Source organism: Thermostichus sp. MS-CIW-25 (genome assembly GCF_054060015.1).
Window position 1 is genome coordinate 14,354 of the sequence record NZ_JBSSCS010000019.1, and the last position, 14,537, is coordinate 28,890.

Here is a 14,537-nt window from a genome sequence, read left to right on the forward strand (position 1 = left end):
AGTGGGGGAAGGGGGCACCTTTCATCCACCGAGGGCCCTGTCCTCGAGCAGTTCGGACTCGGCTTCGCTGGGCATTTTTTCCCAGAACTGAGCCAGGTGTTGCAGGCCCACAAAGCCCAACTGCCAGAGGATCAAGGCTAGAGGGCCGTGCTGCTGCCGTTGGATCTTCAGGGCCAAAGCCAGTTGTTTGGGCTTGAGGAGCTGCTGCTGGGCAGCAAACTGGCAGAACTGTCGATCCCATTGGCTGAGGGCCTGTAAATCCGGCAGGGTCGGTTCCATAGGTTTGGCCGGGCAGGAAAGGATTGAATGTCGAGGATCGGGATCCTCGTACTGATTCTGGGGATCTTCTTGCGGATCCCTTGCAACAGGTTTCTTCCAGGGTACGTGAGCGCCCAGGCATCCCCAAGGCCAGTTCGGGCAGAGAGGACTGAGCTTTGTCGCAAAGCTGGCTTATAGATCCTGGCAGGACGGTCTATCCCCAGGGGTCGTCGTCGAAGGGACTATCTGACCAATAGCCACTCTGCTGGGATGGGGGGGGCTGTTGGGGGAGAGGAGGCGTGTAGGCAGGGGGTGGCGTTGGGATGGGGGTGGGTTTTTCCAGATCCTCAAGTCGAGGCAGGTCGGCGGGCTTGGGCTCGACACCAAGGCTTCTCAGCTTGGCTTGCGTTTCTTGCACTTGAGCATTGAGCTCTTCCAGGTAGGCGCGGTAGTGGTTGGCAGCTTCCAGGTACTGCTTGGCTTTCTTTTCGTTTTCCCGGACGACCGCCTCCAGTTCTTTGGTGCGAACGGTGTAATCGGCCTCTTGGTTGGTGAGGTTTTCGATAGCTTGATTGAGTACAGCCCGCCGGCGCTCCAGTTGGGCTACGATTTCCGACAACTGTCGTTCTCGCTCGCTGAGGCTGCGTTCGCGGTTTTGGGTTTGTTCCAGTTGAAAGCTAGCCTGGCTGAGCTGCTCTCGCAAATACATCACCTGGGGCTCCGTCTCGTTGCGTTCCTGTTGCAACTCAAAGACCCGCGCTTCCAAGTGATCTTTTTCCTGCTGCAACACTTCCCGCTCGTTCAAAAGACGGGTGTAGAGCTGGTTGAGAAAGTCCACCTCCATCACCACTTGGCTAAGCTGAGTGGCGTATTCCCCAACCAAAGCCAACTCCCGAGCGAGGTTTTGGGTTTCACTGGTGGCTTGATCGGTGAAAAACTGGGGAAGTTGGGTGGTTTCTCTGAGGCGTTGGGTAAATTGCTTGAAGCGGAAAGAAAAGTTGCTCGCCATTGCCGGTGCGGTAGCCTCGAAGATCAGGGGAATGCCGATGGTTGGATTTCACAGGGCTTGGATTGCTTCCAATCTAACATTGAGCTACAGCTTTTGCGGAAGCTTGCCTTAGGTGGGATCGGGGGGAGTTTCAGGGGCCGGCATGGCAACTTCCCCAGAGGGATCCCGTTTCTCGGATTCGAGCTGGGGGTTTTCTGCCGCTCTGTTTTTAACCTTGTCTTTTTGGTCTTTCGAGGTGCCTTCTGAATCTTGGCCGGAGATGCGGCGCAACAGCCGTTGCAGGAGTGGGCTGCGGCGATCGCCGATGACGGAGAAGCGGCTTTCGATCTCTTCGACGGGGACGGGATCCATTTGAGCCAGCTCCGGCTCGCTGAGGAGGAGTACCCGTATCGTTGCAATGGGGATCTGCAAGAACAGGTTGGATCCCCAAAACCCGAAGGCGGCTATGGCCAGGCCGGCCAGGCGGGTGCCGTTGCCAGGGGTGAGCGGGGCAAAGAGGGGGGCAAAGTCGTAGAGGCGCTCACCGACTTCCAGCATCAGGATTGCCGCCAACAGCGTCAAGATCTTGTGTTCGGGGCTGAGGAAGGCGGCCAAGATGCGGCGCTGGTCGGGGGTAAGTTCTTCCGGGGGGACAGAGGCCACCCACAGGCTGAAGATATCCAATGGCTTGCGCCACTGCAGGGCAAAGACCAGCCCAATGCCCACCACGGCCACCCAGGCCTGCTCTACCCCCACCGGCAGGAGGGGATCCCCTGTGGCCAGCCCGATCAGGGTCAGCCCTACCCAGAAGGGGAGGATGAGGATCCCAGCGGCATGGATCCAGAGGAAAGGTTCCTGCCAATGGCTGCGCATGGGGAAGTTCCAAGAGGGACAGGGAAGAGCAGGGCTAGGGGCGAGATTTGTCCACCACTTCCAATTCTGTGAGGCGGAAGGTGACCAATTTATCCCAGTTGCCGCCTTCAAAGAGGACAGCGGCATGGTCGTCGGTAACTCGCTGTACCTGTCCCTCGAAGCAGTAGTAGGTGTCGTTGGGGTTGATGACCCGGACGGCAACGCCGGGGTGGATCGGGGGAAGGGCTTCGAGGAGGGTTGGGGCTGGAGTCGTGTTCACTGTTCGGCTATCCTTTTTTCTTCTTTCTTGGCAGAAACTCTGCCCTACTATTATGAGGGAAAGCCCCTCTCTTGCCGAGTCTCCCCTTGTTGACCTTCTCCCCACAGCGGTTCACCGAGGGTTGGGCAATGGGCTGAGGTGTGGCTTCCAGCCCGCTAACACGAAAGGGGCCTGCACTGCGACTTCGACGGTCAATCCAGCTCCAGCTCAAGGCCCCAGACAATGGCTACTGACATAAAGTCTTCCCAGTCCCAACTCTGGCATGTGTTGGTGATCGATGATGAGCAGGGACGGCGGGCTGTGGCCCTCAGCGCTGCCACCTATTCGATTGGCAGGGATCCCAGCAATGCGATTGTCATTCATTCGGCGGCAGTTTCTCGGCAACACGCGCTGCTGCTGCGGCTACCCCACAAAGATGGCCAATATACCTACCGGCTGTTGGACGGCAATATCGAGGGCAAGCGCAGCACCAACGGCATTTCGGTGAATGGGCAGAGATGTCTGAGCTGGGATCTCAAGGATGGGGATCAGATCCTGTTGGGGGATCGGGTGCGGATGCAGTACTGCATTCGCCAGTTGTCAGACGAAGATTTTCAGCAGTATCTCCAGTCTGTAAGCTTTCGCAGCGTGAAGGCGGAGGTGGTGGATCGACGCTCCACAACCATGCAGCGGTTTGATCCGCCCTCGATGCAGGCAATTTTGCCCCAAGAGGAGACGACGGAGAGAATTGACGTGAAGCCTCAACGCCGCAATCCGCTGCGGCTGCTGTTGCAGACGCTCTGGGGGCGTTTGAGGGGAAAGCTGAGATAATTTAGCCCTCAGGAATGCCCACCCGTTCTGAGTCTGGGAGCGATGACGCGGTCTCGTCGGCGCCGCCTTTGCGCTCTTGCTCTGACGCTTCTGCCTGCAAGTCCAGGAGGGAGGGGGAGTTGGCTTCCCCAATCAACACTCCCCGCAGCCAGAGGGGAGCGACAAAGGTGGTGGCAATCACCATGACGATAATGCTGACATCGAGGGCATCGGAGAGAACCCCACTGGCGGCCCCCACACCGGCAAACACCAGGCCCACCTCACCCCGGGGAATCATGCCCACTCCGATGGCGTAGCGGTTGATGCCCGGCTTGCCAAAGGCCCCCAAGCCCGCTGCTAGCTTGCCCACAATGGCAACTCCGATCAAGAAGACGGCAATGATCAGCCCCTCTCGGTTGACGGGGAGGGTGGGGTTGAGTACGGCAAGGTTGGTTTTGGCCCCGACGCAGACGAAGAAGATGGGCACCAATAGGTCGGAAATGGGCTTGATCTGTTCTTCCAGCTCTTGCCGTTTCTCGGTTTCGGCCAAGATCAGGCCAGCGGCAAAAGCGCCCAAAATCGCTTCTAGATGAATGATTTGCCCCACATAAGCCAGCAGAAAGGCCAGCACAAGGGCGGGCAGAAGGGGGTTACCTCGGGTCTTCAGGCTGTTGAGAAGGGCCACAAAGTAGGAGCTGAGAAGGCGCCCCAGAACAATAGAGCCGACCAAGAAGAGGATGGCACTGAGGATGATGATGCCGATATCGGAAAGGTTGACTTCTCCGTTTTTGGCCAAGCCCGCCACCACGGCCAAGATGATGATGCCCAACACGTCATCCAAGACGGCGGCACCAATGATCACTTGCCCCTCTGGGGAGGTGAGTTTTTGCAGCTCGGCCAAGACGCGGGCGGTGATGCCGATGCTGGTTGCTGTGAGGGCAGCGCCGGCAAATATGGCGGGGATAACGGGCACATGAAACAGGTAGAGCAAGCCCAGGGTTCCGGCCAGGAAAGGCACAGCGACCCCGATGACGGCTACGGCTGCGGCTTGAGGGCCGACCCGCAACAGCTCGGCCAGATCCGACTCGAGGCCGATTTCAAACAAAAGGACGATCACCCCGATCTCGGAGAGGATGTCGATGATCTGGCTTTGGGAGGAGAACACCTGTACCAGGGATCCCTCGTCGAGTCCGGCAGTGGCTTGCAGAAATTGCATCAGTGCTGAGGATTGAGCCAAGGTGTGCAGCTCTTGGCCGGAAACTTGTCCTTCCGGGAAGACAAGCAACCCCAGAGCGGAGGTTCCCACCGTAACGCCCCCCAGCAATTCTCCCAGCACCGGCGGAAAGCCGAGGCGAACGGCGATTTCTCCGGCAATACGGCTGGCCAGATAGATGACCACCAGAGCCATCAGCACCGCCGCCAAGATCAGGGGTAAAAGATTGGCAGCCCCTTCCGGTTCAAGGGGGGCAGCGGCTTCAACAGCAAGCAACACTGAATCTAGGTTGTTCAACAGCAAGATCTCACCCTCAAATGATGAACAGCTTTTTGTCTCGGGCCGGCCCTGGTGGGAACGTTGCCGTTCCCATTCCTTTCGCCCTTCTGCTGGAAGACTGTTACAGAAGCTAACCTCCCTTGGGAACTGTTGGCAACGCCCAGGTAGGCACTCTTATACTCCAGATAATTGATACTTATCTGGAGTATTGTCTCCACAGACGTTCCCATGAGCAGGACGAAGCCCTTACCACTTCCTCTCCTGGAAAACCCCTCAGAACCGGCAATCCAGGACAAGCTGCTCCTCAGGAGGAAGCCTCGCCTTGGCCCGGTGCAGGGTTGGATCCATCCAAATCGGACGATGGCCCAGACAGATCCAGAGGATTAAAGCGGTTCATGGCCGTCATCAGTCCCTCTTGCCAGCAGCACTCCACGGCCTCTACCGCCATATTCAACACCCGCTCCAGCACCTCTTGTTCTGCAGGGGCGAATCCACCCAACACATGCCCGACCACATCTTGGCTGCCCTTGGGTTTGCCCACCCCCAAACGCAGCCGTGGAAACGCCTCGCTCCCCAAGTGCTGAATGATGGACTTCATGCCGTTGTGCCCACCGGCAGAACCGGATCCCCGCAGGCGCAGACGACCCAGCGGCAGATCCATATCGTCGTACACCACCAGCACAGAGGCGAGATCTAACTTGTACCAATCCAGCACCGCCCGCACCGATTGGCCGGAACGGTTCATGTAGGTTTCCGGCTTGAGCAAGCGTCGCTTTCCTCCCAGGGCAAACCCTTCTCCGTAGCTACCTTGGAATCGCTTCTCCAAAACCAACGGGATCCCCCAGCGCTGCGCCAGCCGATCCACCACCATAAAGCCGCAATTGTGGCGGGTATTGGCGTATTGAGGGCCGGGATTGCCCAGGCCCACAACGAGCTGCAGGGAAATCTCATCGGTTCCCTTGGGCTTGACCTGGGTCACAACGTTTCTCGCCTCCTCGAGCTAAAGTAAGGCATCGCTGCTTTGAGTGGTGTTGGCGTGTTTTTGGGCTGCTGGTCGCCCCGGAGGTTCGGATACCCAGCCGGCGGCAGGAGAACTCTTGGGGGCGAATGACTCTGCCATTGTTTATTGTCAACGCTCATTGTGAACGCTTCTGACCAAACCTGCTATGAGCCTGCCCACCCCCTTCGGTCTTCACCCCAGCACAACCGAATTCGAGGCCTTGGATGCCTTACGCCTCAGCCAGCGTCTGATTCAGGTGGGGATTGCCCTCTCCTCAGAAACGGATCTGCTGCGGCTGCTGGAGTTGATTGTTGCTCAAGCCCGAGAACTGACCCACTGTGATGGGGCCAGCCTTTTTGTCCGAGAGGGAGAAGAATTGCGGTTTTTCGTGGTCAACCGCCATGAGGAGCTGCGGGATCTGCGCCTGCCCCTCAGCCCTTCCAGCATTGTGGGCTATGTGGTGCTCACCGGGGAAAGCTTGAATTTGCCGGATGTCTACCGCCTGCCCGCCGACCGGCCCTATGCCTTTAACCCACAGGTGGATCGGCAAACCGGCTATCGCACCCGCTCCTTGCTCACCGTGCCGATGCGGGATCCCTCAGGCAAGATCCTTGGCGCCCTGCAACTGTTGAACCGCCTAAAGCCGGATCACCCCACCCCCCTAGCTCCTGACCAGGTGGCTGAGTGGAGCCAACCTTTTTCTGAGCTGGAAGTCAGCGTGGCAGAAGCCCTAGCCTCCCAGGCGGCGGTTGCCTATCAAAACGTCCAATTGCGGGAAGAGCTCAAATCTGCCCACTTCGAGACCATCTTCTGTCTGTCTGTGGCCGCAGAATACCGGGATCAAGATACCTCCTTTCACCTGAAGCGGATGAGCAACTACTCTCGCATCATCGCCAAGCACTTGGGCCTATCCAGCCATGAGCAAGAGCTGATCTTCTACGCCAGTCCCATGCACGATGTGGGCAAAATCGGGATCCCGGATGCCATCTTGCAAAAGCCGGGGCGTCTGACCCCAGAAGAACGGCAGATCATGAACCGTCACCCTGAGATCGGCTACGAAATTCTCAGCAAGTCCGACTCCGAGCTGATGCAAAAGAGCGCCATCATCGCCCTTACCCACCACGAGAAGTTCGACGGCAGTGGGTATCCGCGCGGCCTCAAAGGAGAAGGGATCCCTCTAGAAGGGCGGATTGTGGCCTTAGCCGATGTCTTCGATGCCTTGGCCAGCCGTCGCCCCTACAAAGAAGCCTGGGCTTTGAATGAGGTCTTTCAGTTTGTAGAAGACAACAGCGGCAGCCATTTCGACCCGCAAGTGGTGGCCGCCTTTAACCGAGGACGCAGCGAAATTCTGGAAATCTACCACCGCTATCCAGAAACCCGCTAAATCCAGCTCCAGATCAATCAGGGATCCAAGATACCAACCCAGAACATTCAGCTCCAAAGGGATCCATCCCCGCAAACTGCAAAGAAGGGATCCCAGGCCATCCTTTCCGTACAATCCCGCAGAATCTTATGGGCAAAAGGTGGGATCCCAGGGCAAACTGAAGGTAGTCGATTTTCTGCAGGAATCACCCCATCAAAGGCCGATTTAGGGCCGACTTTTTGTGTTGCTCTACACATTAGCATCCAACCCATCTGTACCCAACGTGTGCCAAGGATCCCTGTGATGGCTACCCTGACAAATCCACCCACTCCTACCCTATCGATCAACACCAAGCTGCGCGATTTGGCCTTGGTGGAGTTTCAGGTGAGCGAGTCCACCCCTTGTGAGAACGTGGTGCGCCGCCTAGAAGATGACAGCAGCCTTTCAGGAGTCATCGTGCTGGACGAGCGGTCACAGGTGCGGGGAATGTTGACCCGCCGCGCCATTCTGGAGTGGATGCTTAGCAAGCCCTACGGCCTGGATGTGTTTTTGAAGCGTCCCATCAGCTCCATGGTAGAGTTCCATAGCCGGGATTTTCTCTTGCTCCCCGGCGACTGCGATGTCATCCAAGCAGCCGACCGGGCCTTCCAACGGCCCGAAGAGACCATCTATGACCCCGTGGTGGTTCAACTGGGATCCCAGGACTACCGCCTTCTCGATGTGCCGGTGTTGTTGGTGGCCCAGGCCCAGGTGCATCTGGCCACCCAGCGCAAGCTACAGGAGCAGCAGGAAGAGATGAAAAGGATCTTGGCAGAGCTGGAGCAGGAAAAAAACCGCAGCCTCCAGTATGCTCGGGATCTGGAGCGGCAGAAAGCCGAGATCCTCAGCCAAAACCTGGCCCTAGATATGGAACGCCGGCGGGCCCAACAGCGCTCTGAGGAGCTGGCTCGCCTCAACGCCCGCATCATCGAGATTAGCTCGATCCTCTCGGAGAAGGGCAAATCCACCTTTGCCGCCACCTTTGCTGGGGTAGAAGCGGTGCGCACCCTCTTCCAGGAAATTGCCGACAACAACCAGGAGCTATCCCGCGAACTCAAGGAGATCAACACCATCGTGGATTTGATCGTGGAGGTGGCAGGATACATTCGCCTGCTCTCCTTTAACGCGGCTGTAGAGGCCAACCGCAGCGGTGGTGCCGGTGGCTTTGGAGCCATTGCCCAGGAGATCCGCAAATTGGCCGGGCGAACCACTGAAGCCAGCAACCGCATTCGCAGCTTGGCAGATCGCATCCAGCGCCAGAGCCAATCCACACTGCAATCGGCCCAGAGCAGCGCTGAGGTAGTGCAATCCCTTTACCAGCAGGCCCAGTCGGCCCAGTTGGCCCTGGAAGAGCTGCAAACCCTGTTGGAACGAGCCCAAATCTAGCCTCCCTTTTGAGATTCTTCTGGATCCTGAGAGCCTGAGGTTGCCATGGTGGCTAGGGGGCAGCTTTCCCCTCTCGAATCTCATAAGTATAAAATTGCCCAGCCACGGCAAGGGTTTCAAAGTGGTAGGTGGGCAAGGAAATCCCCAGCGGGCCAAAGTTGAGCAACGACAAATCGGTGGTATAGAGGCTGAAGAGGATAAAATTCTGCCGGCGGGTTTGGCGCATGAACAAAGCTTCCAGTTCGGGCTGAAGCTCTCGGACAAGGGCATGACATTCCTCAATCAAAGTGACCAAGAAAGACGGGATCTGAGCGCAGTATTCTCGCGCAGCGTAGGCGGCCAGTTGTTGCCCTGCATGGGTTCTGTACTCTTCTAAGGTGGGATTGGTGATGGCCAAAGCAGCCACTCCTCCCGCCAAAACCAGCCCGGAAAGCAAGGAAAAGACCTTTAGCATCGCAGCCTCCGAAACCAGGTTTTCCATTCTGCTACAGGCTTGAGCCACCTCAACAGGGATCTTCCGGCAGAAGCCAAAGGGTTCTGTCCCGCTGACGCAATCGACCAAAGCCGACCCGTCGATCCCGTAGCCCTTTCGCCAGCCGCCTGCGCGGGATCAACAGCCAAACGCTCTACCCCGAAAGGACTCCTAGGAACCCGGTTCACCGGCGCTGCACGGCAACAGTGTTCCGGCAAGCCCGCAGAAGGGCTATATCCCTTGATTGAGTTGCTGGCCCACAGGATAGGATGGGATCCGATGTGCAGATGGTTTGATGTTCTCTATGGAACTTGCCGATCTAAGACGCACCCTAGAATCGCTCACCTTGCGCCTGAGCAACGCTCAGGACTATCTTTGACCTGCCTCACCTGGAGCAACAGATCGCCATCCTAGAGCAGGAAGCCTCCCAGCCCCAGTTTTGGAATGATGTAGAGGCAGCCCGCCGCCACATGCAGCAGCTCAACAGCCTCAAAGCCTCCTGGGATCAGGTGCATCGCTGGAAGGATCGCCTAGAAGATGCCGTCAGCGCCCTTGAGCTGCTCCAAGAAGAGCCCGATCCAGAACTCTTAGCCGAGACAGCGGGATCCCTGGCAGTGGTGGAGCGGGAGTTGGGCCAGTGGGAGCTACAGCAACTGCTCTCCGGCCCCTACGACAAAAACGGTGCCATCCTCACCATCACCGCCGGCGCAGGGGGAACCGACGCCCAGGACTGGGCGGAAATGCTCCTGAAAATGTACACCCGCTGGGCCGAAAACCAGGGCTACAAGGTCAGCCTCTCGGAATACTCCGAAGGTGCCGAAGCCGGCATCAAGTCCGCCACCCTGCTGATCGAAGGCCCCTACGCCTATGGTTATCTCTCTGCCGAGAAGGGTAACCACCGGATGGAGCGCATCAGCCCCTTCAACGCCAACGGCAAACGGCAAACCAGCTTCGCCGGCGTAGAGGTGATGCCGATCCTGGAAGAGGAAAGCGAGTATGAGCTGAAGATGGAAGATCTGGAGTTCGAGACCTCCCGCTCGGGTGGAGCAGGTGGCCAAAACGTGAACAAAGTGGAAACAGCAGTGCGGGTGATCCACAAGCCCACCGGCATTGCTGTGCGCTGTACCGAAGAGCGCTCCCAACTGCAAAACAAAGAGCGGGCCATCCAGATCTTGAAGGCCAAGCTGATCGAGATGGAAGAAGAAAAACGCAGACAAAAGCTGGCCGAGATTCGCGGCGAGATAGTGACTCAGGGCTTTGGGGGGCGTATTCGCACCTACACCTTCGATCCTTACAAGTTGATCAAGGATCACCGCACCAACGCCGAAACCTACAATGTCGAGGCCTTTATGAACGGTGAGCCGAGCGAGCTGATGCACTTTATTCAAGCCTACTTGCGGCAGGAAAATGCCAAGCAAGCCGCTGCCGTTTAGAGTCGGCTCCAGCGCTCCCACACTGCCTGCATCAGAGCAAGCCGCTCCTCCGGTGAGGCCATTTGGAGCTGAACGGGATCCCCTTCTGGAAAGACCCCCCCTACCCCCCACCCCACAGCTCTGGGGCAAGCCGTCTTCTCCTGCAGGGATCCCGCCCAGGCCAGTCCATGCCAAGCGCCGATGGCAGTCTCCAGCGCCGAAGAAAAGACCAGATCCAGGCCGGGATGGCGGCTGAGATACTCCCGCAGCGCGATGCAGGAGCCCACCAAAGATGGCTTCACCACCAGGATCCCTGTCCATCCTGAGCGATGGACGGCTTGCAACTGTTCCAAGCAGGCCACCGATTCATCCAAAGCAATGGGGGTCTGGTACTGGCGGCTGAGCTCCACCAAATGGGCGTGCTGATCCGGCGGCAGAGGCTGCTCCAAAAACTCAATCTTGACCGGCGAGTCCTGGTTAAGCCGATCACAAACCATCAGCCACCGGTGGGCCTCCGCAAGCCCTAGTCCCCCATTGGCATCCAAACGCAGACGGGATCCCGGCGGCAACCGCTCCAGCCATTGCTCCAGCTTCTCCAACTCCTGCTGCATGGGATCCCTCCCCACCTTGAGCTTGTACACCGACCGCGTGAGTGGGACGGAGTCCTTGTAAGATTCCGGCGGCAGGGTCTCCCCCAAAAGTTCACAGAAAGAGAGTAGAGAGAGATCCTTGTTCAACCAATCGGGATCCCGACAGGCCAGCCAAGCGCCTTCCAACCCAAACCGGCAGGCCGGCAGTGCTTCTGGGATCCCCAAAATATGCGCCTCCGACAAAAGAGGGGGCAACTGCCGACAAAACTCCAGAGCCTGCTCTAAGGTCTCGCTGCCAAACCAAGGGATGGGAGCAATTTCCCCATATCCTTGACAGCCTGTCTCCCGATCTGTAAGTCGGATCAGGATCCCTTCGCGCACGGACCACAGTCCGTGGTGGGTACGCAGGGGCCGCCGAAAGGGACGCCGATAGGAGCAAAACGCAAAGGAAAACCGCTCTTCCAGCCGCCTGAGCGGTGCAGACTCCTCTTTCTGGGTATCCCCTGCGGGTGATCTACTGTGCCTACCAACCACAAAAAACCAAGCAGGATAGATAGATAAAGAAGGGAAAAACTCCGGCTTTCTCAGAGGTCTGCTCTTCAGATCAAAAACGATCCCCGTCGCTTTCTTTAACACCCTGAGATTGACTCATAATGGCTCATAATAATATTTTTATAATAGTATTTATTTATAATAATGACCTCAATCCAAAGTTCTGGTCACTTCAGGTCAGGGTGAGACACCTGGGCTACTGAAAAAAGCCTTCTGGCACAATGCATTATGCATTATTGCTCCGCAACGCTGACGCGACGACGCAACCAACGTTTTAGGTGTGGGTGCAGTGTCCTAGTTTGAATCGAAACGACCATAAAACACCGGCTCAACTTCTGCCAAGGCAGCTTCCGGCCCCACCAGAGCAATGGCCGAGTTGGTCAGGTAGGTTTTTGCGGCTTGATGGAGCTGCTCTGGGGTGAGTTGCCTGACCCTCTGCAAATACTGCTGGTCAAACTCCATGCCCAAGCCCAAAATCTCGTACCAGCCCACCAGTTGGGCCACCTGGGCATTGGTTTGTTTGCTGAGGGCGTATTGGCCCAGAAGTTTGCGCTGCGCCATTTCCACCTCCGCCGGATCGAGGGGATTGGCCTGCAGACGGTGGATTTCTGCTTGTAGGCGTTCCAGAGCCACCTGGGTGTTCTCTGCTGCAGTGCCCATGTAAACCCCAAAAGGGGCGGGATCCCGACGGGTGGCAAAAAAAGCCGAGACCTCATAGGCCAGGCCACAGCGCTCCCGCAGTTCCACGAACAGACGGCTGGACAGACCGCTCCCCAAGTAGGTGGCCAGCAACTTCAGGGCCGGATAATCCGCAGAAGCAGCAGGGGATCCGCGAAACCCGATCAAGATCGTCGTCTGCTGAGTGGGCTGGGGCAACCTCAGCAGTTGGGGATCCCTCAGAGGGGGTAGGGGAACATCCCGATCCTCTGGAGAGGGGCCGGGAACAACCCAGTCCCCCAAAGCCGCTTCCACCTGGGCAGCCATTTGCTCCGGCGGCTCTGGGCCGATCACCACCATCACCATTCCATTGGGACGACAGTAGGCCGCGTGATAGGCCACCAAATCCTCGCGGGTCAGGGATCCCACCGTCTCCAGCCGTCCCAACCCCGGCAGGGCGTAGGGATGATCCCCATAGAGGGCCTGTCGCACCTGATCGAAAGCCAGGCTGAAAGGCCGTTCCTGCTGGGCGCGAATGGCTTGCAGCATCAACCCCTGCTCTCGCGCCACCTCCTCTTCAGGAAAACTGGGATCCCGTAATATCTCCGCCAGCAAATCCAGCAGCTCCGGGAAATCGGCAGCCACACAGCGCAGGCTCACCTCGAAAGAGTCGGCAGAGCTGTCCACCGATAGCGAGGCCCCCAGCGATTCCACCCCAGCAGCAATGGCCTGGGAGTTGCGCCGATGCGTGCCTTTGGTGAGGACAGCCGCCATCAAGTGGCTCACCCCCGCCTGTTGCGGTTGCTCTGCCCGGCTGCCACCGCGGAAAAAACAGTGGGCAGCCAAGATCTCCACCGTTGGGTTCTGGCCCAGCAACAGCGTGATGCCATTGGCCAAAAGGACGCGCTGTAAACGGCCACGTTGGGTGGCAAGCAGAGCAGAGTTCATGCAGGCAAGGGATCCCGTCCAAAATCCGAAAGTCAAGAGTCCAGAGCGTCGAGGCAGCGCTCACCGACAGGCCAGTTGCAGCTCCGAGGCCATTGCTGGATCGAGGGCAGTCGGCTTGAGAACGGTGACTACATAAGCCTCCGGAGACAAGTACTGCTGAGCCAACTCCCGGATCTGAGCCGGAGTAAAGGATTGCACCAGCTCCAGGTACTCTTGAATGCGTTGCACCCCGCCCAGCGTCTCGTAGTAGCCATAGATGCCCGCCAATTGGCTGGGGGACTCGGCGGAGAACAGAAACTCATGGATGAGCATACGCCGGGTGCGATCCAACTCTGCTTGGCCAATGCCATCCTGCTGCAGCTTTTCAATCTCGTGCAGGATCGTCGCCTCCACCCGCGCCACATCCTTCGGCTCCAGCTGAGCGCCGATACAAAACAGTCCCCCCTCCTTCAACACCAGCGAAGAACAGCCAATGGCCCTCACCCAGCCCCGCTGTTCCCGCAGCAGATGCACCAGCCGCGAAGTACGGCCATCTCCCAGCAGAGAAGCCAACATCTCCAGGCCACAGGCTTGCTGCCAATCGTCAATGCCAACAGTAGGCCAGGCCAACTTCAGGCGGGCTTGCTCCAAGCGGGCATGGTCGCTCTCCCGGCGCAGGATCCCTTGGGGACGAGGCTGGGGCGGGATGGGGGGGCTGGCCGGTGCTGGCCCAGCAGCAGAGCTGCCAAACTGCTCCTCCACCAAGGCCAACGCCCGCTCGGGATCGATGCCACCCGTCACCACCACCGTCATGGATTCAGGCCGATACCAAGCGCGGTGGTAAGCGCGCATCACCTCAGGGGTCAGTTGCATCAAGCTTTCCGGTGTGCCCAACACCGGTCGTCCATAGGGATGCTCCCCATAGGCGGTCTGCATCAAAAGCTGATAGGCCGTGTAGTCCGGGTTGTCGGCGGCGCGGCGAATTTCCTCCAGAACCACCTGCCGCTCCCGCTCAAACTCTGGATCCGGGATCCCGGCCCGCAAAACCACCTCTGCCAAGTAGGGCAGGGTATCCGCCAGGTCGGCAGCAGCCACCGTAATGTAGTAATGGGTGTAGTCTTGGCCGGTGGCAGCATTGGTAACTCCGCCCCGTCCTTCCACGGCCCAATCCAGCTCACCAGGGGCCAGCCGCTCGCTGCCCTTAAACACCATGTGTTCCAAAAAATGGGATAGGCCCAGCCACTCCGGCGGCTCATGGCGTCCGCCTGTCCGTACCCAGACATCAACGGTTACAGAATCGGCAATGGGGATGGGATGAAGGATAACGCCTAACCCGTTGCTCAGTCGGTGGGTGTAGGCGGGCAAAAGACGAGGAGAGCGGTTCAAAATTCTTAACTGATGGAGAACAGTCTTAATTGTAGATGGAGAGGGGCTTCGGGAAATAGTATCTGAGACTACTTTTCTCGGCCTTCTCTCCCCG

At 58.2% G+C, this 14,537-nt stretch carries 14 protein-coding genes; 4 read left to right on the plus strand and 10 right to left on the minus strand.

Annotation, left to right across the window (positions count from 1 at the left end):
• Positions 1 to 21: 21 nt before the first annotated feature.
• The 4 genes from ACVWZ1_RS08305 to ACVWZ1_RS08320 all read right to left on the minus strand — a co-directional run bounded on the left by ACVWZ1_RS08305 (position 22) and on the right by ACVWZ1_RS08320 (position 2,378).
• Positions 22 to 279: a DUF2949 domain-containing protein gene (locus tag ACVWZ1_RS08305; protein WP_457503100.1), complete on the minus strand. Its 258-nt coding sequence runs from the start codon at positions 277 to 279 to the stop codon at positions 22 to 24.
• Between the two features lie 193 nt (positions 280 to 472).
• Positions 473 to 1,267 (minus strand): hypothetical protein, encoded by a 795-nt coding sequence (locus tag ACVWZ1_RS08310; RefSeq protein WP_414344360.1) that lies wholly within the window; start codon positions 1,265 to 1,267, stop codon positions 473 to 475.
• Between the two features lie 108 nt (positions 1,268 to 1,375).
• On the minus strand, positions 1,376 to 2,119 hold the full coding sequence (locus tag ACVWZ1_RS08315) for a low-complexity tail membrane protein (RefSeq protein WP_457503101.1): 744 nt from the start codon (positions 2,117 to 2,119) through the stop codon (positions 1,376 to 1,378).
• 34 nt (positions 2,120 to 2,153) lie between these two features.
• A complete protein-coding gene (locus tag ACVWZ1_RS08320; RefSeq protein WP_457503102.1) occupies positions 2,154 to 2,378 on the minus strand; it encodes an NAD(P)H dehydrogenase subunit NdhS in 225 nt (74 codons plus the stop codon).
• A gap of 222 nt (positions 2,379 to 2,600) precedes the next feature.
• Here ACVWZ1_RS08320 and ACVWZ1_RS08325 point away from each other — a divergent pair, with 222 nt between their 5' ends.
• Complete coding sequence (locus ACVWZ1_RS08325) at positions 2,601 to 3,188, plus strand: FHA domain-containing protein (protein ID WP_457503103.1); 588 nt, start codon at positions 2,601 to 2,603, stop codon at positions 3,186 to 3,188.
• Between the two features lies 1 nt (position 3,189).
• Here ACVWZ1_RS08325 and ACVWZ1_RS08330 read toward each other — a convergent pair whose 3' ends face one another.
• The gene (locus ACVWZ1_RS08330) at positions 3,190 to 4,659 is read right to left on the minus strand and encodes a cation:proton antiporter (RefSeq protein WP_457503104.1); all 1,470 of its coding nucleotides are present in this window, start codon (positions 4,657 to 4,659) and stop codon (positions 3,190 to 3,192) included.
• A gap of 304 nt (positions 4,660 to 4,963) precedes the next feature.
• Complete coding sequence (pth, locus tag ACVWZ1_RS08335; protein ID WP_457503105.1) at positions 4,964 to 5,638, minus strand: aminoacyl-tRNA hydrolase; 675 nt, start codon at positions 5,636 to 5,638, stop codon at positions 4,964 to 4,966.
• A 187-nt stretch (positions 5,639 to 5,825) separates the two neighbouring features.
• On the opposite strand from pth, the gene ACVWZ1_RS08340 reads away from it, so the two are divergent.
• Both ACVWZ1_RS08340 and ACVWZ1_RS08345 read left to right on the plus strand, forming a co-directional pair.
• Positions 5,826 to 7,043, plus strand: a complete 1,218-nt coding sequence (locus ACVWZ1_RS08340; protein ID WP_457503106.1) for an HD domain-containing phosphohydrolase — start codon at positions 5,826 to 5,828, stop codon at positions 7,041 to 7,043.
• A 282-nt stretch (positions 7,044 to 7,325) separates the two neighbouring features.
• Positions 7,326 to 8,447, plus strand: a complete 1,122-nt coding sequence (locus ACVWZ1_RS08345; RefSeq protein WP_414329063.1) for a methyl-accepting chemotaxis protein — start codon at positions 7,326 to 7,328, stop codon at positions 8,445 to 8,447.
• Between the two features lie 52 nt (positions 8,448 to 8,499).
• Here the strand turns inward: ACVWZ1_RS08345 and ACVWZ1_RS08350 are convergent, their stop codons facing one another.
• Positions 8,500 to 8,901 (minus strand): DUF4359 domain-containing protein, encoded by a 402-nt coding sequence (locus tag ACVWZ1_RS08350; RefSeq protein WP_457466385.1) that lies wholly within the window; start codon positions 8,899 to 8,901, stop codon positions 8,500 to 8,502.
• A 322-nt stretch (positions 8,902 to 9,223) separates the two neighbouring features.
• Between ACVWZ1_RS08350 and prfB the strand changes: the two genes are divergently transcribed.
• A protein-coding gene (prfB, locus tag ACVWZ1_RS08355) for a peptide chain release factor 2 (protein WP_414375016.1) occupies positions 9,224 to 10,352 on the plus strand; the annotation gives its coding sequence in 2 pieces (ribosomal slippage) (positions 9,224 to 9,295 and positions 9,297 to 10,352; 1,128 coding nt in all).
• Here the strand turns inward: prfB and ACVWZ1_RS08360 are convergent.
• The 3 genes from ACVWZ1_RS08360 to ACVWZ1_RS08370 form a co-directional block, all read right to left on the minus strand.
• A complete protein-coding gene (locus ACVWZ1_RS08360) occupies positions 10,349 to 11,455 on the minus strand; it encodes an o-succinylbenzoate synthase (RefSeq protein ID WP_457503107.1) in 1,107 nt (368 codons plus the stop codon). The two genes, prfB and ACVWZ1_RS08360, sit on opposite strands and share 4 nt — an antisense overlap.
• Before the next feature lie 312 nt (positions 11,456 to 11,767).
• Complete coding sequence (locus ACVWZ1_RS08365) at positions 11,768 to 13,078, minus strand: M16 family metallopeptidase (RefSeq protein WP_457503108.1); 1,311 nt, start codon at positions 13,076 to 13,078, stop codon at positions 11,768 to 11,770.
• Between the two features lie 60 nt (positions 13,079 to 13,138).
• Positions 13,139 to 14,443, minus strand: a complete 1,305-nt coding sequence (locus ACVWZ1_RS08370; RefSeq protein ID WP_457466388.1) for a M16 family metallopeptidase — start codon at positions 14,441 to 14,443, stop codon at positions 13,139 to 13,141.
• Positions 14,444 to 14,537: the final 94 nt, after the last annotated feature.